Genomic DNA, 21593 nt, shown 5'->3' on the forward strand with positions numbered 1-21593 from the left:
TAACCTCTCGGTTTCCCATGCTTTTTTGCATTTTTATAAAATGGTCTTTCATATCGCCGCATCCCGGCATCAAATCAAGATACAGCGTCTATGTACAACAGAACGGACACGCCATTCTGTCAGTGACTCTATCAATCATGCTCTCGCATTCTATGACATGCCATTTCACACGCAAAACAGCCAAAATCACAATGCTCCTTATATACTAAACACGCCAAATCCCAAAAAGTTGCATATTTACGAAAATTAACGCACATTTCCGCTATAACGCTCTTAACAATAAAGGTCCATAGTATCTATCACCACAAAATCCGGTCCGCTAAGCGCCATTTTGGCAAATTTGAAGAACTTTTTCACCCCTGCATAGTCACAGGTTCAGCATACACGTCTCATCACACAAATGTTAGCGGCAAAAAGAGGAATGTTTTCCATCAAGCCTGACTACAATAATAGTAAAAGACAATTCGAAGCTTCATAGAGGAGGATATATATGGATCGCACACGTACACTCACAGCCATGGATGAAGTTCATATGGCGGCCAAGCTGGCCGATCTCAAAGAAGAACACTATCGCAACACACTTGCACTCAGTACCATCATCGAACTGCTTATTGATAAAGGAATTCTGACCCGCGAGGAAGTCGAGCGCAAAGCCGCCGAACTCGACAGCTTTATGGCTCACCCACCCTATCCCATGGCGTAGGACGGTCATAATAGGTATCACAGAGTTTGAACTCATGATCCCGATAAAAACATCCACGGCTCTCCATCGCGTCGCGCACCGACATTTTCGCCAAGTCCATCATATTATGATCTCGGCTAAGATGTGCCAGATACGTGCGCTTGATGCGTCCGTTCATCAGTTCACTAAGCGCTGCCCCTGCTGCTTCGTTCGACAAATGCCCAATGTCACTCAAAATCCGGCGCTTGGTGTTCCACGGATAACGCCCCATACGCAGCAATTCGACATCATGATTCGCCTCCAGCACCAGTACGTCAGAATCTGCGATCGCATCGCGAACCTTGTCGCTCATGTACCCGAGATCCGTTGCAACAGACAGCTTCTCCGTACCATCATCGAACGTATAACCTACCGGCTCAGCCGCATCATGCGAGATCCCGAAGGATTCCACGCGCAGTGAACCAAAATCATGCTTTTCACCCGTCTCAAATACCCTCCGGTTTTCCTCTGGAATCGCCCCAACCGACTTCTCCAGTGCCGCCCACGTATTCAGATTCGCGTAGATTGGTAAATTATATTTCCGAGACATCGCGCCTAGTCCTTTAATGTGATCGGAATGTTCATGTGTAACCAGAATCCCGTCCAGTTCCGCCCCAGAAATCTCCCTTTCCTGAAACAGTGCATCCAATCGCTTCGCACTAAGACCCGCGTCAATCATGAGTGAGGTACCCCCATGTTGTATGACTGTGGCATTACCTGTCGAACCGCTGGATAACACGGTAAAATATATCCCCATAACGCATTACTCCCCTGGTTTGTCTGTCTTGGGACTGAATACATCCCCACTGATGCCCTGCACGTACAACACTTCGCCACTTTCCAGCACGAACCGCCATGCCGGCATCGCTACCTGTATATCTGAATTGAACAACTGGCCGTAATAGCCCAGCTGAATATCTTTGACAATTGCATCATTTGGCAAAAAGTTCTCGATCAGTGTTCCCAGCGCCTTCGACGCCGGAAGCACCTGCTGATCGCTCTCCTCTGCGGTTGTAATCCGCACTGGAGTTTGACGGTAACCCGTTATTTTCTGGTCGCTGTAGAATAGCTCCAGACTCACATTGAAGAGCGGCCATTTGCCATCCACCAGTGGGTGAAGCACAAAAGCCCCATCCTCGGCCATCAGCTGATCCAGCCGATACGTCCCGATCTGTGGAATCTCACGCTCTAATGCATCTTCCAGCTCGCTCTGCGAGAAGATTAACTTGCTATCTACAGGCTGTTCCAGTTCCATATCCACGCCAGCCTTGTCCTCTTCAATGAACTCATAGGACAACTTTGGCAGCTTTGGCGTTTCATTCGGAATCGGAGCCAGCACCTGAATGTCCTTCTCTTCCATCGCCTGCTGTGTATTATCTGCCAGTGAGGTGAAGTCCAGATTGGCTCCGGCCGTCTCGCGCGCATCCATCCAGATCTGGTATCCCAGCACCAGATTGAGCAGCAGAAAGGCATAGATCAACACATTTTTCGCCCGTCCCCAATCCAAAACATTCACCTCCGTCCATTATATAAAAGCAACTAATATCACACTGGCCCACTCCGTGGTCAGAACAACCTTCCGATCGCTGTTATCCCCAGATTTCTTGATTCCCTTTTCCTAAGGAAGAAATCCGGCGATAAAGGCGAAGCGTATGCTTTCGATGCAGCTTTCTTTCAGAAAGCTTTTGGCTTCGCTTCTACAGCTTTTTTCTGCCCTCTCCGTTATCGTGTGATCTTACACCTCGCTCGGATATCGAATGACTCCGTTACCCTACAACCCATCAAGAAACGGTGGTTTCCTCCCCGTTTCCAAAGCGGATTACCCATACCGGAATCAGCTTTAGTCCGTCCTCAATCGAAGAAGGACGATAAGCCGGGTACACGTCCACAACCTGGCGATTCTCACCTGCCACCTTTTTAATAAGAGCTTTCAGCTTGTCTCCGCCAGGCAACTTTACCGATTTCTTCGTCTCTGCACCTTCGTTCAGGTATTCCAGTGATCGTTCATAGCTGGATACCGTCTCCTGCTGCATCTCCATGGTGATCGTGCCAAAGCGGAACTGCATGGAATCCATAATCGGATAGCTGCCATAATACTGTTGAAATTCAAGCCGCGTCTTGCTGTCGGCGGTCTCCAGCATCATGCGCGACCGGCCTTTCCAGCCGCCATGCTGATTCACAAAATCAACCGCAGACAGCGCATCCTTCGCGGGGTCAATCTGTCCCGCAGGCGGTGCGGCCGGATCGGTGTAACTGATCCAGCGTTGTTCCTGTTTCACCTGCAGACTACGTTTACTGTCCGTGTAGATCTCCGATCCATCTTTTTCCCGGATGTTCCGGGTCATGCTTGGATCAAAGAACAGACTACGCTGCATCTGCTCAACCGTGAACTGACCTGTCGGCACATCGGCTTCAATCGTCTCCAGAGCTTCCGCCGGGATATAATACCCGCCGTCCATCAACGTATATGGCGTCCAGTTCGTACCGAAGTCAACATGCTGTTGCACGTCTTGTACTGTCAGGTCCGCCTGCGTTGCTTCGTACACCACGTCTCCCTTGGCGCTGAAGAACAGCGCATGGGCCTTCGTTTCATTTTTGGACGTATAGATCGAAATGCGGTTAATGGTCTCCCCTTGGAACAAGGAATCCGTCCCAAGCCTCATCACCCGCTGTAACAATGCTACGGGAATGCCTTCTTTGAACGATAGCTCAAACCCAGGGTTCTCCTTGCGAATCTGATCCCAGTTCACCGATTGCACACTGCGGCGCTGAAAATCATCGAAAGCACGCCCCTGTAACCGTGAATAGATCAACTGATAGAACGTATTGCCAGGGTAAAACACCGTATGTTTATCCTCACCCAGATGAATAATCATCTGATCGGGGAAGATCAATTCTTCAATATTGCGTTCCTGACCCATATTTTCCGTCTTCACATAATTCGTCTCTGACGTCACGATGGAATCCCCGCCTCCGGGCAAACGGTAGATCAGGAAATAACTCTGAACCAGACTGGCTACAACAAGGGCAGCAAGCACCAAGGATTTAATCCGTTCCTTCACGGTGCTCACCCCCTTTCTCACGCATCGGCAGTGTGAACGTTACTGTCGTTCCCACGTCTACCTCAGAATCCAAAGAGATGCTGCCATCATGCGCCTTCACAATTTCCCGGGCAATGGACAGTCCTAATCCTGTGCCTCCCATACTGCGGGAACGAGCCTTGTCCACCCGATAAAATCGCTCAAAAATGCGATCCAGATCGCGCTGTGGGATACCCATTCCGGTATCCGATACCGAGATGGCAAGTGCATGTTCATCACTGCGTCTAGCTGCAATCGTAATGGTGCCGCCTTCCAATGTATATTTCAGCGCATTAGACACGACATTATCCAGCACCTGATCAATCTGATCGCGATCCAGCGGAACAGCCGGAATATCATTCTCTACAGACAGCACAGGCTGAATATCCTTCTGATGCATCTGGAACGAGAATCGATCCGTCACTTCCTCCAGCATTTCCAGGATGTCTGTTGGCTGTTTACGTAGCAAAGCCTCTTTGGAATCAAGCCGCGATAAATGCAGCAGATCCGTAACCAGTCGTATCATTCGCTCCGTCTCGTTCTGAATAACACCCACGAAACGACCGGCAAGCTGCGGATCTTCCAGTGCACCGTCATCCAGTGCTTCCGCGTAACTCTTGATCGTGGTCAGTGGTGTGCGCAGTTCATGGGATACATTGGCTACGAATTCACGCCGGGATGCCTCAAGCTCTTCCTGCTCGGTAACATCCTGAAGTACGGCAATCGTTCCTGTGATTCCCCGTTCACGCCGATGAACAGGTGTGAACGTCATTCGAATGACCACAGGCTCTTCTTGTCCTGCGGGTGCAATCTGCAGCAACGTTGAACCTGTGAAACCACTCGCGAGAGCTTCCGCATCTTCCGGATCAATGCCGAGTAATATGGCAAAGTGTCTTCCTTCAATATCCGCAGGATGCATACCCAGAATGCTGCTGGCACGACGGTTTACGAGAATGACTTTACCATACTCATCCGTAGCCACCACACCATCACTCATATTCGTCAGAATGGAGGTCAACTTCTCCTTCTCCTCTTCATTCAGTGAAAGTGCATCCCGAAGCCTGCTGGTCATATAGTTAAAAGCCCGACTGAGCTGACCAATCTCATCCGTGCCAAATACAGGTGTCTGCTGATCAAAGTTACCTTCTGCGACCGCTGTCGCTCTCCGAGTCACTTCCTTAATCGGCTGCGTAATCGTATGGGACAGGATCACGCCAAGCACCGCCGTTAACACCAAGGCAATCAAAATGCCGGAGATAAAGATTTTGTTGATTCCCTCCATCGTGGAATACAGCTCGTTCATGGACGCCGCGATGTAGACCGCGCCAATGATCTTGCCGCCGGACAGCACCGGCTTGGCGACGACCTTTTTGCGAACATTATCCTCGTCCACGATGTATTCCTCATTATCCCGAATGCCTTGCAGCGCACGGCTGACCACGGTCTGGGTGTTTTTGCGCCCTACATAATCCGAATGTGAACTTAGCGAGGTCGTGAGTACCTTGCCGCTGGCATCCAACACCTGAATCTCGGCACCGTTAATGTTGAACAGGTTGTTCACCAGCACACGCAGATTTTCCGTTTTGTCCTCGCCGGCCTCTGCTTCTCCACCCGCCATCGTCTCCCCCACGAGAACCGATAGCATCTCCGCACGCGCCTGCAAGTCTTCCGTAAAGTTACTTGTCAGCGAGTTCTTCATCGCGCTAACAAAATAAACACCGATCAATTGCATCGCAATCAGAATCAGCAGTACATAGATAATGATTAATTTCGCCTGAATCGTTCGAAAGAACGAGAATCGCGCGAATCGGCCCATTATATCCCCACGCTTTTGGCACTGCGCACGAGATAACCGAGCCCGCGGCGTGTCAGAATCGTTTCCGGTTTGCTCGGATTCTCCTCAATCTTCTCACGCAGACGACGAATCGTAACATCCACGGTACGTACATCGCCGAAATATTCATATCCCCACACCGCTTGCAGCAGATGCTCCCGTGTCATAACCTTGCCGGAATGCTTCGCCATATAATAGAGAAGTTCGTACTCACGGTGGGTCAGATCGAGCGGTTCCCCGCCTTTGTAAGCCGTATACATGTCCATATCAAACGCCAGATCAAATAGCCGCATGACCTGCTTTTCCTCATCTTCCGGCGCTTCGGCCGTTATCGCAAGCTTTTGCCGTCTGCGCATCTGTGCCTTCACCCGTGCAAGCAGCTCACGCGTACTGAATGGCTTCGTCACGTAATCATCCGCACCCAGTTCCAGTCCAAGCACCTTGTCAATCTCGCCATCTTTGGCGGTAAGCATGATGATCGGCATCTCCAGATGAGCGCGCACCTCACGACAGACATCCATACCGTCCTTGCCCGGGAGCATCAGATCCAGCAGCATCAGATCCGGTTTCTCGGATAACGCCAGTTCAACCGCACGAATGCCATCAAATGCACAGATGACCTCGTACCCCTCTTTTTCCAAATTAAACTTCAGAATGTCCGCGATGGGCTGTTCATCGTCCACCACCAAAATCTTCCCCTGCATCGGCTAAGTTCACCCCTATATCCTGCTTAATCCGCGTTAGCGTTTATATCTCTCTTCTATGTTTAGCTTGTACCAAGCCTGCTTGATTGGTTTCTCTAATATAAGTTGAACTAAAGAATATTTACTCTCATACTACGATGACAGAACAACCTTCCAATCGCTGTTATCCCCAGATTTTTTCGATTCCCTTTTCTCAAGGGAAAATCCGGGGATAAAGGCGAACGCTTCGCTTTTTCAGGTTTTTTCTGTCCTCTCCGTTATCGTAAAAATAATTAGTTCAACTTATATAGCTTGTTGTTTATATTATCTAGTTTAACATACCTGAAGCACCGTCACATCCCGATCCGAGGGTTGGAAGGTCTTTCATCTGAAAATTTTTTACAGCAGCAAAAAACAAGGCCAGCATTATAGCCAACCTTGCTCTACTTAAGCTCTATATTAGTTCAGATACGTTAACGGATTTTCTACCGTTCCATTCTTAATAATCTCAAAATGCAGATGTGTTCCAGTCGAACGACCCGTGTTGCCCATAACGCCGATACTCTCGCCTTTTTCAACCACTTGTCCAACCTTAACGCCAATGCTGTTCAAATGTCCATACAATGTTTCGTATCCGTTACGGTGGTTAATAATGATGACATTACCATAACCACTTTTCTGTCCTGCAAAAGTAATTACACCCTCATCAGACGCTTTCACATCGCGGTTACCTACCAGATCGACACCTTTGTGCTGGCGACCCCAACGTTGTCCAAAGCTGCTGCTCATCGTTGCATTTGATACCGGCCAAGCAAATTCACCTGTGCCCTCACCAACAACTTTTGTTCCGCTAAGGACCACTTCAGTTACAGCTGCTTTAATCACTTCCTGACCAAGCCACTCTTCCTGAACCACTTCACCATTTTCTTTGGTTATACGGTACTGCATGCTTTTTAAGCCACTTTGTCCTGGGCGCACGACTTTAGTTGTACCAGCTTTCAACTCGGCACTTTTGCGCACTTCCACTTGTGGTTTGATCTCAATCTGTTCAACAACCTGCTCAACCGATTTAACGGTTACCGCCGGTTTTGGAACGGTCAAGGTCAGTTCGTCTCCGATTTGAAGCGACGTTTCCTTGATGCCCGGATTATGCTGGCGAATCTCGCTTTGTGTAATTTCATACTTGGCGGCGATTGAAGAGATCGTATCTCCTTCACGAACCACATAAGTTACAGGCGCGTCTTTACCAACGGTTAAAGCTTTAACCGCCTCGGACACATCCCATATTTTGTTTGGATCAGCCTTCACCACATCCGTCGCAACATCTTCCTTGATACCTACCGACTTCAGGGTTGTGCTTGGTCCCTCGTCTTTCTTCGAGGAGTTAGCCGATACCGACTTCGTCTTAAGCGAACTTCGCACAGCCGATGCCGATATGTATTTGCTCTGCACTTGTTCCAGGATTGCATCAGCTGTTGCCTGATCCTTCACAATACCAATGACTTCACCGTCTACCTTGAGCTCCACACCTTTGGCGTAGGCTGTCAGCATGTCACCCAGTTTGTCCAGCGTCTCGTCACTGTTTACTTCAGGTTTGTACGCTCTTACCGTTTCGGTTGTGATGCCATCCGTGTTCAGCACCATCTCTGCATCCGGATATTTATGTTGATATTCCTCAGTTTTGTCTGTAAATAGTTGTTGTAATTGTGCCTCATCTGCAATGGTACCAATCTCGCTACCTTTAACCATTACTTTATAGTACGGTACGGTGTTTGCAGTAACATACTGTTTGCCTGCGAACCCGAGCGATGCTGCGATGAATACACCACATGCTGCTGTAATGATCCATTTGCGCGAGGCCAGAACGCGCTTCTTATTCACACTGAAGGTGGACATGCTCATGTTGTTTTTGTCTTCGGCCGTCCGGTGTTCGCCGGATTGTTCGTGTACCCGGTCTTTGCCCGGTTGGCGTATGCCTCTGAAACCTTTCATGATTCTCTCCTTTTCAGCACTTCTCAGTTCGCATTTCTGTCAAGACATCACCCATCGTGTCTGTCCCATGCTCGTTGATACTTGTATTGGGTGTCCGCAAAATCAGGACTTTAGCTGCGCTCGTAAAAGTGTCAAAATTTTAACCTTTTATCACACCCGTATACTTTAACACAGGTTTTACACTCATTTCAACTCTATACGTCACACCGCAAAGCCACGCCCCGCTTGGTTTCCCTGAATTATCCATAAGATAGTATGGCTGATCCATCACCCATTATGCCTCAACATCCGCTGTACTATGTACTTTTGTTCGCAAATTAAGACTAGGTTCTAAGACCCAGTGAAATATGCTTTATTTTTCATAAAAATACATATAAAATCCCTCACCAGATCAACTCTGATAAGGGATTACGTAAACAACCTGATTGTGGTTTATCTTAAACTGGATTTCATCCCATGCCACAATAGAAATTAACTTTTAGTCTCTATTCTTTGACTGCAAGAATTACAAATCGCTTCTGCTGTACTTCCCAGAATCCATTTTGCTCCATCTCCGTATGAATATACATTAATGGCTCACGGAACTGTTCTACCTTGAAATCAGGTACTTGCCACGGGATGGTCTTTAGATAATATACCAGTGCCCCTATATCATAGAAACGCTGCGCGGGAGTTGCTTCCCGTTGCTCCAGAATACGGAATCCACACTGTTCCAGCTGAAGAACAGCACGATCCAGCTCCCATCCAGCGTAATCCGCTGGCATAGGAATGCCGAGCCGATCATTGATCTCCCTGCAATCTGACCAACCTACCTGTTGAGTTAGAAACAGTCCCCCTACCGATAGAATCCGCCTAACTTCCTGCTCATCATACGACTCATGCCGATTAAGAATCAGATCGAATTCCCCGTCTACAAAAGGAAGTTGCGAATCATCAGTCACTGGAAGCACCTTCACACCGAGCGGCTGTAAACGTTCCTCTGCAATCGGTATATTGGGGAGATAACCTTCGGTCGCACATGTGTATGGAGGAAGCGGAAAGAGTCTGGACAGCATTTCTCCTCCACCCGTCCCCATGTCGAGCATTCGCTCTGTCTGATTCATCAATCGGCGCGCCATCGTTCCATAGGACCAAGGCAACATTCCGCTCTGAAGTCGCTCACTCCCTGTTACATAGCTAAAATCCCAGCCACTAAACGGCTGCTCCGCCTCTTGCAGTCCTTGCTCGTATCGCTCTTTAGCCGCTTCGGTAAACTTTTTTACTGATGGTTCTGAATTAGAATGATATAAGTTCATGTTCAATAAAACCTCCAATTAGTGTATTCATAAACACAAGTCCATCGGATCTCTTGAATGCACACATGAACGGAGGTCCGCGAATTGGACTGGAGGTTTCTGCAATGTTGCCTGAACGTTTTTATATGTTGTGCTCTTTACCTTTATATTTCATACACTGTTCCCTCCTACAGGCATTTCCAGTATTTATTTAAATAAATTATATTCAATCACCCTCGACAAGTCCATTACATTATGAATCAGGCGATACTCGTCTAGGAGCACGCCCGCTTTCTCTGCCTATCTTATTCTGTTTGCAGTACTTCCATCAGGTTGTCGTACTCTTCACTGGTCAGGTACTTCGAGATCACCTGTTCAATCTCACGTAATTCCTGTTCCGTTAGGCCACCTTCCATGGCACCTGAGATCTGCTGCATTTCTTTCTGTGGCAGCTTGTTCATGAGCAGGCTGAAGATTTTTTCTTTCTCCTCTGCTGGCAGCTTGTCCTTCGCTCCTGTAATGTCATCCGGTGATACAACAATGGCATCATTGCCTGAAGAAGCACCGCCGCTGGCCGCTCCGGTTCCATTGCCTGAAGCTGAACCACTACCCTGATCTGTTCCTGAGTCATTACCCGTGCCCGTATCCACCCCATTGCCTGCACTTGTGCCTGAGTTTGATCCTACGGTCGTATCTGTACCTGAACCTTCCTCTGTGCCCTCGTTTGAGCCGCTCCCTTGAGACGCATTCTTGCCTGCATCTACGCCAGATTGACCGCCCTCCGTTCCATTCCCCATAACTGAAACAGCATCTTCCGGAACCTGCTCTTCGTCCGCTCCTGTCGGCTGATCTGTCGTCCCATTTCCTGATTTGTTCCCCTCGCTGGTTTTACCGCCCAAGGCACCTTGGAACATGGCAGTTAACCCCATGGGTTGACCTTCCCACTGAATATTGAAACTCGCGAGTAGCGACTTCGCATATGACTGTACAATTAATCCGGTCGTGAGCAGTGTCAGTGAACTGACCAGCAACACGATTAGCACGATTTTGACAAACCACACAAGCAACTTCATTCCGTTCTCTCCCTCCGATTATCCCACCCGTCTAACATGCACATGTCCGGGTCTTTGACTCTACTGTTAACCAGTATTGACGGAAATCTCGGGATTATATCCGAAAAAAATACAAAAAACCTCCAGTCATCGCTATACAAGCAACAACTGGAGGCTTAACATGCCTAAGTCTGCAGACAATTCTATTTTATAATTCAAGAAACAATCTCTCTATTTCTTCGATTACTCGTAGATTGGAAGAACTTGATTCGTTTGCTCACGGTTACGACCAACGGAGAAGATGGCAATTGGAATACCTGTCAGTTCAGAAACACGTTTTACATAATTCTGTGTGTTCACTGGCAGGTCTTCGAGTTTCTTCGCTCCAGTGATATCTTCGCTCCAGCCTGGCATCTCTTCGTATACCGCTTCACATTCTGCCAGCATTTTGAGGCTTGCCGGATAGTGTGTGATGACCTCGCCGCGGAATTTGTATCCTGTGCAGATTTTTACGGTTTCCAGACCTGTCATTACGTCCAGAGAGTTCAGGGACAGACCTGTGATTCCACTGACACGACGCGCGTGGCGAACAACAACACTATCGAACCAACCTACACGACGTGGACGTCCAGTTACCGTACCGTACTCATGTCCTGTCTCACGGATTTGGTCACCGATTGCATCATGCAATTCCGTAGGGAATGGGCCATCTCCTACACGGGTTGTGTATGCTTTCGCTACCCCAATGACTTGCTGAATACGAGCCGGGCCTACGCCAGAACCGATACATACGCCACCTGCGGACGGATTGGATGAAGTAACAAATGGATAAGTTCCTTGATCAAGGTCCAACATAACGCCTTGTGCGCCTTCAAACAATACCTTTTTGTCCTCATCAATATATTCATTAAGAACAACAGATGTATCACGTACGTAAGGACGCAGAATTTCAGCATATCCGAGGTAATCTTGCAGAATCTCTTCAACATCAACAGGCTGACCGCCGTAGACTTGCTCGATGACACGGTTCTTTTCTTTGACCAGATGACGCAGTTTCAGTTCGAAATCTTCAGCATCCAGCAGGTCAACCATCCGAATACCAATACGAGCTGATTTGTCCATGTAACATGGGCCAATCCCTTTGCCAGTAGTACCAATTTTGTTCGGACCTTTGCTCTCTTCTTCCAGTGCATCCAATACCATGTGATATGGCAGGATGATATGTGCACGCTCACTGATGGACAGGTTCTTCGTTGTGAAATCATTGTCATGAATATAGTTAATTTCTTCGATGAGTGCCTTCGGGTTGATAACCATTCCGTTACCAATAACACACGCTTTATCCGTGTAGAAAATCCCTGATGGAATCATCGTCAGTTTATATTTTTTGTTATCAATCAGAATTGTATGACCCGCATTGTTACCACCTTGATAACGAGCCACCACATCAGCGCTCTCCGCCAAATAATCCGTGATTTTACCTTTTCCTTCGTCTCCCCATTGCGTTCCCACTACAACTACCGTTGACATAGTTAACATTCCTCCGTGGGTGCCTTGCGCACCTTTGTATTGGTCTGTCCGTCCTCTATCCCGGCAGGCATGTTACGCAATAAACCGACTGAGAAGCGTGCTAACGGACAGTAAAAATGTCCTTCCGTTACATTCAAGGGAAGGTTTGCGCTGCTTTAACGCAGCAGTATTAGTGTACCAGTACCCTTTTTCAAAGTCAAATCAAATGGCGAACAATTAGATATAGTACAACTGTAATGTTCGGGATTTACCCACTATTTCAACATAAAAAACCGGAGACTACAGTCCAAGCTTGCTTGACTGCTATCACCGGTTCAAGGATACCCATTTCAATGTGAATCTATATCTGGTATTTATAAGACATGTTTGAGTTTAGTGGCTCTAATGGTTGATCTTCGGGACAGACGATTTTGCTTCATGACCAAAGCCGTCAGCACCTGCCCGTTACATCGCGAAGGCGTCATTGTGCGCCCTCTCGTAATTGACGAATTTATTAAAGTTTTTCAGGAAGACCAGTTCCACCGTACCTACCGGACCGTTACGCTGTTTAGCGATAATGATCTCGATAATATTTTTCTTCTCGGTCTCTTGGTTGTAGTAGTCATCCCGGTACAGGAACGCTACGATGTCGGCATCTTGCTCGATCGAACCCGATTCCCGCAAGTCACTCATCATCGGACGTTTGTCCTGACGTTGCTCTACACCCCGGCTCAGCTGGGACAAGGCAATAACCGGAACTTCCAGTTCCCGGCCAATCTGTTTCAGTGTACGTGAAATCTCGGATACCTCTTGTTGACGGTTCTCCCCTGCTTTACCACGTCCACTAATCAGTTGAAGATAGTCGATCAGGATCATGCCAAGGCCTTTCTCTTTCTTCAGACGACGGCATTTGGCACGAATATCCGCTACGGTAATCCCTGGCGTATCATCTATAAAGATGTTGGCTTCTGACAAAGCTGCAATACCCATCGTCAGCTTCTGCCAGTCTTCATCACCCTTAAAGTCACCCATACGCATCACGCTGGCATCCAGGTTGGCTTCCGCACAGATCATACGTTGCACCAGCTGGGCAGCTGACATCTCCAGACTGAAGATGGCTACCGTCTCCTGTGCCCGAATGGCAACGTTCTGAGCGATATTCAGGGCAAAGGCCGTCTTACCTACGGAAGGACGGGCCGCTACAATGATCAAGTCACTGCGCTGGAATCCGGCAGTCATTTTGTCCAGATCGATGAACCCGGACGGAATACCTGTCGTTGTCCCCTTATTCTGATGAAGTGTTTCCACACGATCGAATACTTCCATCAGTACATCCTGAATGGCTATAAAACCACTACTGGAGCGACGGTTGGAGATCTCCAGAATGCGACGTTCAGCTTCTCCAAGCATCGCTGCAACATCTTCGCCGCCTGTATATCCTTCACTCACGATCTGTGTTGCCGTACGAATCAGGCGACGCAGCATCGATTTCTCTTCGATAATCTGAGCGTAATAGTCTACGTTCGCGGCTGTAGGTACACCATGGGCTAGCTTAGCCAGATAACTAACGCCCCCGATGTCCTCCAGCTCACCTTTATCCTTCAGAAGCGAAGTCAGTGTCACGAGGTCAATCGGTTGATTTCCCTCACCAAGCTGGATCATCGCTTCAAAGATTAATTGATGGGGCTTATCATAGAAATCCTCGGTTTGCACCCGTTCCATCGCTGTAATCAGGGCCTCGCCCTGCAACAGGATTGCACCCAGCACGGCCTGTTCGGCTTCCAGGTTCTGCGGGGGAATCCGGTCGAATAACATTTCTCCGCCCATCTTACTCTTCCGTTACCTGTACCTTCAAGGTTGCCTTCACTTCAGGGTGAACCTTGACAGTTACTTGTGTTACGCCGAGTGTACGAATAGGCTCGTCCAGCTCAATTTTGCGTTTGTCTACTTTCAGACCCTTTTTAGACAAAGCTTCTGCGATCTGTTTGCTGGTAATGGCGCCGAACAGACGACCACCTTCGCCGGACTTGGCTTTCAGTTCAGTCACTTCTGCTTCCAGCTTTTTCGCAAGTGCTTCCGCTTCCGTTTTCTCTTCCTGCTTGATTCTTTCTTCAGCTGCCTTCTGGTTATCCAGTGTCTTCATGTTGCCGTCCGTTGCCAGACGTGCGATTCCCCGTGGCAATAGGAAGTTCTGTGCGTAACCCTCAGATACTTCTTTCACTTGCCCTTTCTTGCCTTGACCCTTCATATCTTTTATAAAAATGACTTTCATTCGAACAGCCCCTCTTCCTTTTCGATTTCAGCCAGTACGTTCGTCAGCCGTTTTTCTGCCTCTCCAAGCGTTCCTTCAAGCTGCACGGCAGCATTCGTCAAATGTCCGCCACCGCCCAGTCGTTCCATGACAACCTGAACATTCATGCGCCCCAGCGATCTCGCGCTGATGCCAATCAGTCCATCCGGACGCTCACTAATCACAAATGAAGCGACCACGTCAGTCATGTTCAGCAATGTGTCCGCCACCTGGGCGATCATCATCTGTGAAATCTTGCTGCCAGGGTCTGTGACCGCCAGCGCAATGTTTCCATATACCATTTTAGCATGCTTTATGATTTCTGCCTTAGCAATATATTCTGACAGATCCTCTTTCATCAACCGCTGGATCATAATGGTGTCCGCACCGCTACGGCGCAAGAAGCCTGCCGCTTCGAACGTTCTGGACCCCGTGTGCAGTGCAAAATGCTTCGTATCCACCGTAATCCCGGCAAGTAGAGCCGTAGCTTCTAGCGGAGTGAATTGTACCTTATCATGAATGTATTGCAAGAGTTCGGTTACCAATTCGGCAGCAGAAGACGCATAAGGTTCCAGATAGATCAACACTGCGTCATTGATGAACTCTTCGCCACGGCGATGGTGATCCACAACTACGACACGGGTAGCAGACTGTACCAGTTTCGGTTCCATGGTCATGGAGGCCTTATGAGTATCCACCACCACCAACAACGTGTGCTCGGTCATCATCTGGGTTGCCTGTTCCGGTGATACAAATGCTTTGGATAACTTCTCGTCCTTGTTCACTTGCTCCATCATGCGTTCAATAGATGGATTAATTCCATCCAAAACAATCCGTGCTTCCACATTGTACAGACTGGCCGCTTTCCACACTCCGATGGATGCGCCGATCGCGTCCATATCCGGAATTTTGTGCCCCATGATGAGCACCCGATCGCTCTCCTGCATGAGATCACGCAGCGCGTGCGCAATAACGCGGGCTCTTACCCGTGTCCGTTTCTCCACTGCGTTAGACTTACCGCCATAGAAAGACAGGCGTTGTCCGGACTTCACGGCAGCCTGATCACCACCACGTCCAAGCGCCATGTCCAGACTGGACTGTGCCAGTTCTCCCATCTCGCTGATGCTATCCGATCCAAACGCCAGTCCAACACTGAGTGTCATTGGCACTTTGAGGTCAGCAGTCATCTCCCGAACTTCATCCAAAATGACAAATCGGCTCTGTTCCAGTTCCTGCAAAGACTTATGATTCAGCATCAACAGATAACGATCAGAAGACAGACGGCGCAGGTACACTTCGTACCGCTTGGCCCATGACGTAATCTCGCTAGTCACTCGAGCAATCAGCGCTGTACGCTGTTGATCGTCCATGCCTTGGGCAGCCTCGTCCAGATTATCAAGAACGAGAATTCCCAATGCAAGGCGTTCATTTTCATATTTATCACGAAGAATGGCTAGCTCTGTAATCTCGTATACATATACATACCGCTCCTGCGGGTTATGAATAACTCCATAATGCCGATCATCCAACTGGAATTCGTCATGCAACTCCTTGGATGAATGTTCCTTCGTCCCATCCTTCTTCTCTTTAGGCTGAGGAAGTTTGGGAAACAAATTAAGTAGCGGATTACCCACCATTGTCTTCTCCTGGAACATCTCCGCGACAAAGCGGTTATGCCACTCTACCGTACGATCTTCGCTGTACAGCACAATTCCGAATGGAAGCATGCTGACCGCTTCCCCCTCCATCCGTTTGATCCGAATAGATAGGCCATTAATGTAGTCGTTAAGCTCACGGCGGAACGCGAGCTCCGCCTTAATCATGACGATTCCCAGCGCCGAAGCCAGTATCAGACTAATCAAACCAAGCGTCCAGTTATAAATGGTAACGAACATAACGAGCAACAGCAGCAGTATGAACGCCCATACGGTATAGTAGCCGTGCCAGCGTTTCTTCAGAAATTTAGGCATGACTCATCACCCTATCGTTTTGATTTCGATATTGCCTCACGAAGCGGGAACGCCAGATCGATAATTCCGATAATCCGAAGCGGACCAATGAAGAAGACCGCAGCCGCCAGGAAATATGGTATAACCGGATTCCATTTCTTTGTATGTGAGAGAAAGAAGAAGAAACCGATCGCTTGAATCATGAAGCCCAGATTAATTAACGGGGACAGATTCATAGCAATCATAGTCCAGTATGTTCCATCACTTTGTCTGGAGATCACTTCAATCAACAGTGCGAGGAAATAATACCAGATCAACGCACGCGGCATACGCCATTCTCTCGCTGGTGGAAGTTTCGATACCACCACACCCATCACGTTCAGAATCGGACGAGCAATGGCGTGTGTAATAAAGGCCATTACCATCGATGTAACAACGAGAGCAAACGGAATCATAAGCTGTGTTTGTTTGGCAACATCCTCGGTCATCTCAGGTGTCCATGCAAACCCGTTGATCATCTGATTCGATGTATTGGTTAACGGTTCAATGGTCAATTTGACCACATCTTCAATATAACTGGACAGGTCGAATTGGAAAATGACACTGCCGACCAAGAGCAACAACAAGTATTCTGCCAACATCATGCCACTTCCCGCCATCAGGGCAAACAGGGCCGATTTGCGTGTTTTATACGCGTGACCCATAACGATCGCAGGCAGGGTAAAGATGAGCAGTAGTAGCAGATAGATGGGGTGGAATACGACCAAAATAACGGCTACGGGCACGAGATGCCATATAAATGATTTTAAAGATAATGAAGCATACAAAATAACTCCCGGAATCATCATAAAAAATATGGCAAGTACCGATAAAGGAGTTAACAGCGAAAGTAGCAAGAGCAGATAAACTGCGCTCCAAACAGCTGATTTAAAGCTAAATTTCAACAAATTCACCTCTTACGCATATGATCTTCTAGCGAGGAAATATCCTGGTACCAGTCTTCAAGCTGGTGACCTTCCTGTTTATGCTTTTTCAACTTCTCAACTAGCAGTGCATCCAGATCCTTGAAAGGAATACCGAGCCTGCGGCCCAATATGTAACTACTCATAATCAAACTGGCAAGACTGTCCCCGATTCGAGTTGTACTGCCTTCCCATAACGCCTTGAATAATCGGGATACCTGATCAAGCACTTCGGTTTTCAGCCATTCAATCACTTTAGCGCGTTTGGCTACATCCAGTTCTTTAGGCATTTGGCGAAAGTCACTCTCCCCCGAAAAAGCTTTATTCTCGATTATAGCATAAAAAGAGGGCCCGCAAAATTACCCCAAAAAGCGGAGAAGTTCTCCGAAACTGATGTCAGGTACTTATGCGGAGTCCTCCGTACATCCTATCGACCTATATATTTGTAAAAAACTTCGAATGTGCCCTTGGTTCAGGACTTCTTAAGTTTAACATGATACCGGACGGCTGTGATTATCCCTAATGACACAATAATGTTTAAATTCGTAACAGCCTTACTTAGCCTTGATCGATTCTTTGGCTACAATGCCCTCGCAGTACTCAATAATCTGACTCCGTCTGACAATACCAATGAACCGTTCCATATCATCGACCACAGGAACAAAGTTCTGAACTTTAGCCAGATTAATCAGGTCCTCCATGTTGGCATCAATGGATACGGGTTTAATATCCAAGCGAAGGGGAACGTCCTTGAGCAAGAACTTTGAAGCGTTTTCAAATGAAATCTTTCCCTCGGCATTCTTCATATACCACAGTAAGTCGCCTTCGGTAACCGTACCAATATATTTGCCCTCTTTATTCAAAATGGGTACCGCCGTAAAACGATGATATTCCATCCGTTCCAACGTTTGCCGCAGCGTAGAATCCGACGTCACGCACGTAACCTCTTGTTTGGGTAGCAAAAAAAATGCGATGTTCATACCCTTGTGTATCCTCCTTGTGAATTTCTTCGTTCAACTTATCTCGCTCAACTTATATTATACGGATCAGAACGCAGGATGTTCCAAAAGGATAATAGTTCTCACTACAAAGAAAAAAAACAGCAGCCCGCGAATAAACGTACTGCTGATTGTGGTCTACAACACATCATTGGTATGGAATTGGTTATTCAATCTTTTGCCGGTCAGGGATCATTACTTCACCGGCTGGGGTCGATTGATCCATCCAGTTGTTAATCAGCTCTTTGGCATATTGGACATCTTTCTCGTCAGCCTGACCATAATAGATACCGTCTTTTTTCATCCCCTCACCCAGAATGGTGAAGCTTGAAATCTGCGGTTTCTCCTGAGTAAGCACTTGTTTGGCCAGATCAATAATGAAAGAAGCTCGCATATCCGTCTGGAAGCTGTCTCCCATGATCTGAATCAATTCCGGAATTTTGGCGATTTGATTCAAATTCAGCATCTCATTCGCCATCGCGTTCAGGAAAATCTGCTGCCGCTTGGTACGATTAAAATCGCTATCCTCACGATATCTTACATAATACAGTGCTTCCTGCCCGTCATAGATCGGCTTACCGCCTTCAATCGTGAATTGCACATGATCCGGGTTCTTGTTTACAATGTCCTCATCAATTGGCAGTTTTACACCACCAAGCGCATCAACCACTTTTTTGATTCCGTCGAAGTTGATCGTTGCATAGTAACCCACATCAGCATCAAGAAATTTCTCCACGGTATTGATGGACATATTCTCCCCACCAAAAGCATAGGCATGCGCCAGCTTATCATAATCATCTTCGCCGTCCTTGTTGGCATCCCGTCCCACAATCTGCACATACGTATCACGTGGAATGGATACCAACAGCACACGGGATTCCTTGGGACGAACTACAGCATAGATGACGGTATCGGAACGTCCACGCGTTTTCTCATAGGCGCGTTTGTCCGAACCGAGCAGTAACACGGAGAATGGTTCCTTACGGTATACCGTTGGATCAGGCGTGTTGTTGCCTTCTTGCGGTACATAAGAACGGGATAACTGATCTTCTACCGAACCGGCGAGAAACAGATCAAATGCCGCTACAGCCAGTTGCTGACGGAACAAATAACCTCCGATTAACAAAACAACAAGTGAAACGAGTGTTATATATAGGCCTTTTCTTCTTTTCTTCTTCTTATCTTTAGTTCTGCTTTTCATCCATTGATTCCTTCTTCACTGTCAAAATGATACTGCCTACTATATAAGTTTCATCTAATATTTACACTAATAACGGAGAGGTCAGAAAAAACCTGAAGAAGCGTAGCGCTCGCCTTTATCACCGGATTTTTACCTTTGGAAAGGAAATCAAAAAATCTGGGGATAACAGCGATCGGAAGGTTATTCTGAACTCGCAGTGATGAAGTGTAACGATTCGTTCAACTTATATAATACCAATTAAACGTCTGGGATGCCTTGTGACTCGGTGTTCACTGAAGTTTTCTCTCTCTGGAATCAAGACACCGCTTACGCTCGTTCTATTGTAATCATTGCAGGAGCAAGAAAAGTTACAATCCGGTTAAATTGAAAAGAACAGCGACTCCTTTTTAGTTTCAAAAGGTACACTGTTCTCTTCATTTTCACATGCGATCCTATCCGTTCGTGGACACACTTTCCACATGATGGCTCTTCTCTTTTTGACGCAGACGTCCCGTTATAAGCGCAGCTACCAGCGTAAGCACACTGAATACCACCGCAGACCAGAAAAGGCCATTGTAACCCTGCCCTGTCGTTTGATGCACTGCCTGGAGCAACACATCACGGATACCTTCATCAGGAATCTGGGACAGGCCCTCTGTCAGACTGGATACATCACTCCCTGAAGCTCCACCTGACGCATATTGATCCAGCATCTCGGGCGGCACCTGAATTCCTTTGTCAGCGAATCCTGCCTGAATGTTGGACCCCAGATTAATGAAAGAACGTGCCAGGAATCCGGCAAAAATGGTAGGTGCAATAGCCATCGCCATCTGGCGGAATAACGAGCTGGTCGCTACCGCGATGCCTTTGTTGTTCTCCCCTGCCTGTTCTGTGACAAGTACGTTAACTGGCGCACCAAGCATCATGCCGAAGCCGATACCTACGAGCGTACTCGCGATGACAAATTGCCAGATATGCTCCACCCATAGCGGGAACAGCAGGAATCCAATGGCAGATAGCAGTCCCGCAACCGATAACGTCCAGATCGGCCCTTTGCGGTCAACCAGGTATCCACCTCCACCTGCCCCGATGCCGGATGCCAGCGCGAGTGGAGTAAACCAGTACCCGGAAGCTGTATTGGATACGCCGAGATATTGCTCAACAAATCCGGGAATAAAGATCACCGAGGCCAGAATGGCTCCGGAGAAAAAGGCAATTAACAGCGTCCAGCGAAAGGACGCAATGCCCAGAAGCTGTGTCGATACAACAGGTTCACGTTCAGATCCTTCCAGCCTTTTTTCCATGAAGTAAAAGAGCACCAGAATGATTACACCTGCCAAGAAAAAGCCGTAGAACATCGGTGATCCCAGGCTTTGAAGCATGTTCACACCGTCCAGATTGCTGAAGCTATACATTAAACTGAGTACACCCAACGTCAGGACAGCAATACCGCTCCAGTCCACTGCTGCACGATTCAGTTCCTGCTCTTCCTGAATAAATCGAATACCTGCAATGAACAGCAGTATGGCGATAGGCACGTTGATCAGGAATAACCAATGCCAGTTTCCAGTCAGATCCAGTATAAAAGCACCAACATTGGGACCCAAAATAGCGGCAACACCATTCATCCCTCCGAGCAGACCCAAGGCTGTACCTTGTCGCTCCGCCGGGAACTTGCTTAATACGTATGAGCTGGCAATGATAAATATCCCCCCGCCGCCCAAAGCTTGAATGACACGAGCAATCAGGAAAAAGGTAAACGATGTGCTCAGCGCAACGAGCAGGGACCCGATCCCAAACAACGCCACTTCAATTAAAAATAGTTTCTTGCGACCATAACGGTCCGACAGTTTGCCCGCAATAGGTACACTCACCGCAAGCCCAAGCGTGTAAAGCGTAATCGTCCAAGCTCCCCATGTTGGCGACACACCAAATGATGCATTTAAGGTGGTCAGTGAAGAGGTGATGATCCCGTTATCCAGCGCAGCCATAAATACCCCTATGGCAAACAGGATTAGCGGCCATTTCATTTGTTTTTGCATCACATATTACCTCCCGATCAGATCGTA

General features: G+C 47.8%; 18 protein-coding genes. 1 reads left to right on the forward strand and 17 read right to left on the reverse strand.

Going from position 1 to position 21593, the window contains the following annotated elements; genetic code table 11:
• Window positions 1–490: 490 nt before the first annotated feature.
• Window positions 491–703: a hypothetical protein gene (locus NZ043_RS09075; protein WP_036611899.1), complete on the forward strand. Its 213-nt coding sequence runs from the start codon at window positions 491–493 to the stop codon at window positions 701–703.
• Here the strand turns inward: NZ043_RS09075 and NZ043_RS09080 are convergent.
• From NZ043_RS09080 to NZ043_RS09160, 17 genes are all read right to left on the reverse strand, one after another.
• On the reverse strand, window positions 672–1478 hold the full coding sequence (locus tag NZ043_RS09080) for an MBL fold metallo-hydrolase (protein ID WP_091035273.1): 807 nt from the start codon (window positions 1476–1478) through the stop codon (window positions 672–674). The two genes, NZ043_RS09075 and NZ043_RS09080, sit on opposite strands and share 32 nt — an antisense overlap.
• 6 nt (window positions 1479–1484) lie before the next feature.
• Complete coding sequence (gene yycI / locus NZ043_RS09085; RefSeq protein WP_339311569.1) at window positions 1485–2228, reverse strand: two-component system regulatory protein YycI; 744 nt, start codon at window positions 2226–2228, stop codon at window positions 1485–1487.
• 274 nt (window positions 2229–2502) lie between these two features.
• On the reverse strand, window positions 2503–3783 hold the full coding sequence (gene yycH / locus NZ043_RS09090) for a two-component system activity regulator YycH (protein WP_091035267.1): 1281 nt from the start codon (window positions 3781–3783) through the stop codon (window positions 2503–2505).
• Window positions 3767–5617, reverse strand: coding sequence for a cell wall metabolism sensor histidine kinase WalK (walK, locus tag NZ043_RS09095; RefSeq protein ID WP_133386401.1), 1851 nt, complete (start codon window positions 5615–5617; stop codon window positions 3767–3769). Before walK ends, yycH begins: the two co-directional genes overlap by 17 nt.
• Window positions 5617–6339 (reverse strand): response regulator YycF, encoded by a 723-nt coding sequence (gene yycF / locus NZ043_RS09100; protein WP_074092884.1) that lies wholly within the window; start codon window positions 6337–6339, stop codon window positions 5617–5619. The genes walK and yycF overlap by 1 nt, the downstream gene beginning before the upstream one ends.
• Before the next feature lie 438 nt (window positions 6340–6777).
• The gene (locus NZ043_RS09105) at window positions 6778–8310 is read right to left on the reverse strand and encodes a peptidoglycan DD-metalloendopeptidase family protein (RefSeq protein WP_091035266.1); all 1533 of its coding nucleotides are present in this window, start codon (window positions 8308–8310) and stop codon (window positions 6778–6780) included.
• 485 nt (window positions 8311–8795) lie between these two features.
• On the reverse strand, window positions 8796–9605 hold the full coding sequence (locus NZ043_RS09110; RefSeq protein ID WP_339311573.1) for an SAM-dependent methyltransferase: 810 nt from the start codon (window positions 9603–9605) through the stop codon (window positions 8796–8798).
• 284 nt (window positions 9606–9889) lie between these two features.
• On the reverse strand, window positions 9890–10657 hold the full coding sequence (locus NZ043_RS09115; RefSeq protein WP_339311575.1) for a hypothetical protein: 768 nt from the start codon (window positions 10655–10657) through the stop codon (window positions 9890–9892).
• Window positions 10658–10879: 222 nt separating this feature from the next.
• Window positions 10880–12166, reverse strand: coding sequence for an adenylosuccinate synthase (locus NZ043_RS09120; RefSeq protein WP_036671866.1), 1287 nt, complete (start codon window positions 12164–12166; stop codon window positions 10880–10882).
• Between the two features lie 444 nt (window positions 12167–12610).
• Complete coding sequence (dnaB, locus tag NZ043_RS09125) at window positions 12611–13972, reverse strand: replicative DNA helicase (protein ID WP_036611922.1); 1362 nt, start codon at window positions 13970–13972, stop codon at window positions 12611–12613.
• 1 nt (window position 13973) lies between these two features.
• The gene (rplI, locus tag NZ043_RS09130) at window positions 13974–14417 is read right to left on the reverse strand and encodes a 50S ribosomal protein L9 (RefSeq protein ID WP_133386402.1); all 444 of its coding nucleotides are present in this window, start codon (window positions 14415–14417) and stop codon (window positions 13974–13976) included.
• A complete protein-coding gene (locus tag NZ043_RS09135; RefSeq protein WP_076252179.1) occupies window positions 14414–16405 on the reverse strand; it encodes a DHH family phosphoesterase in 1992 nt (663 codons plus the stop codon). Before NZ043_RS09135 ends, rplI begins: the two co-directional genes overlap by 4 nt.
• An 11-nt stretch (window positions 16406–16416) precedes the next feature.
• The gene (locus tag NZ043_RS09140; RefSeq protein ID WP_036612044.1) at window positions 16417–17328 is read right to left on the reverse strand and encodes a DUF2232 domain-containing protein; all 912 of its coding nucleotides are present in this window, start codon (window positions 17326–17328) and stop codon (window positions 16417–16419) included.
• 5 nt (window positions 17329–17333) lie between these two features.
• Window positions 17334–17636, reverse strand: coding sequence for a MazG-like family protein (locus NZ043_RS09145; RefSeq protein WP_036611930.1), 303 nt, complete (start codon window positions 17634–17636; stop codon window positions 17334–17336).
• A gap of 264 nt (window positions 17637–17900) precedes the next feature.
• On the reverse strand, window positions 17901–18326 hold the full coding sequence (locus NZ043_RS09150; protein ID WP_062836539.1) for a CBS domain-containing protein: 426 nt from the start codon (window positions 18324–18326) through the stop codon (window positions 17901–17903).
• Between the two features lie 184 nt (window positions 18327–18510).
• Window positions 18511–19545 carry an LCP family protein gene (locus NZ043_RS09155; RefSeq protein ID WP_036671869.1) on the reverse strand — a complete coding sequence of 345 codons (1035 nt, stop codon included), beginning with the start codon at window positions 19543–19545 and terminating at the stop codon, window positions 18511–18513.
• Between the two features lie 431 nt (window positions 19546–19976).
• The gene (locus NZ043_RS09160) at window positions 19977–21566 is read right to left on the reverse strand and encodes an MFS transporter (RefSeq protein ID WP_339311577.1); all 1590 of its coding nucleotides are present in this window, start codon (window positions 21564–21566) and stop codon (window positions 19977–19979) included.
• Window positions 21567–21593 lie beyond the last annotated feature (27 nt).

It is taken from the genome of Paenibacillus sp. FSL k6-2145 (assembly GCF_037976585.1).
Lineage (GTDB): Bacteria > Bacillota > Bacilli > Paenibacillales > Paenibacillaceae > Paenibacillus.

What these genes read in the sequence shown, in the direction of transcription:
- NZ043_RS09075 (WP_036611899.1), top strand. Translation starts at nt 491, where the DNA reads ATGGATCGCACACGTACACTCACAGCCATGGATGAAGTTCATATGGCG.
- NZ043_RS09080 (WP_091035273.1), bottom strand. Translation starts at nt 1,478, where the DNA reads ATGGGGATATATTTTACCGTGTTATCCAGCGGTTCGACAGGTAATGCC.
- walK (WP_133386401.1), bottom strand. Translation starts at nt 5,617, where the DNA reads ATGGGCCGATTCGCGCGATTCTCGTTCTTTCGAACGATTCAGGCGAAA.
- yycF (WP_074092884.1), bottom strand. Translation starts at nt 6,339, where the DNA reads ATGCAGGGGAAGATTTTGGTGGTGGACGATGAACAGCCCATCGCGGAC.
- NZ043_RS09105 (WP_091035266.1), bottom strand. Translation starts at nt 8,310, where the DNA reads ATGAAAGGTTTCAGAGGCATACGCCAACCGGGCAAAGACCGGGTACAC.
- NZ043_RS09110 (WP_339311573.1), bottom strand. Translation starts at nt 9,605, where the DNA reads ATGAACTTATATCATTCTAATTCAGAACCATCAGTAAAAAAGTTTACC.
- NZ043_RS09115 (WP_339311575.1), bottom strand. Translation starts at nt 10,657, where the DNA reads ATGAAGTTGCTTGTGTGGTTTGTCAAAATCGTGCTAATCGTGTTGCTG.
- NZ043_RS09120 (WP_036671866.1), bottom strand. Translation starts at nt 12,166, where the DNA reads ATGTCAACGGTAGTTGTAGTGGGAACGCAATGGGGAGACGAAGGAAAA.
- dnaB (WP_036611922.1), bottom strand. Translation starts at nt 13,972, where the DNA reads ATGGGCGGAGAAATGTTATTCGACCGGATTCCCCCGCAGAACCTGGAA.
- rplI (WP_133386402.1), bottom strand. Translation starts at nt 14,417, where the DNA reads ATGAAAGTCATTTTTATAAAAGATATGAAGGGTCAAGGCAAGAAAGGG.
- NZ043_RS09135 (WP_076252179.1), bottom strand. Translation starts at nt 16,405, where the DNA reads ATGCCTAAATTTCTGAAGAAACGCTGGCACGGCTACTATACCGTATGG.
- NZ043_RS09145 (WP_036611930.1), bottom strand. Translation starts at nt 17,636, where the DNA reads ATGCCTAAAGAACTGGATGTAGCCAAACGCGCTAAAGTGATTGAATGG.
- NZ043_RS09150 (WP_062836539.1), bottom strand. Translation starts at nt 18,326, where the DNA reads ATGAACATCGCATTTTTTTTGCTACCCAAACAAGAGGTTACGTGCGTG.
- NZ043_RS09155 (WP_036671869.1), bottom strand. Translation starts at nt 19,545, where the DNA reads ATGAAAAGCAGAACTAAAGATAAGAAGAAGAAAAGAAGAAAAGGCCTA.
- NZ043_RS09160 (WP_339311577.1), bottom strand. Translation starts at nt 21,566, where the DNA reads ATGCAAAAACAAATGAAATGGCCGCTAATCCTGTTTGCCATAGGGGTA.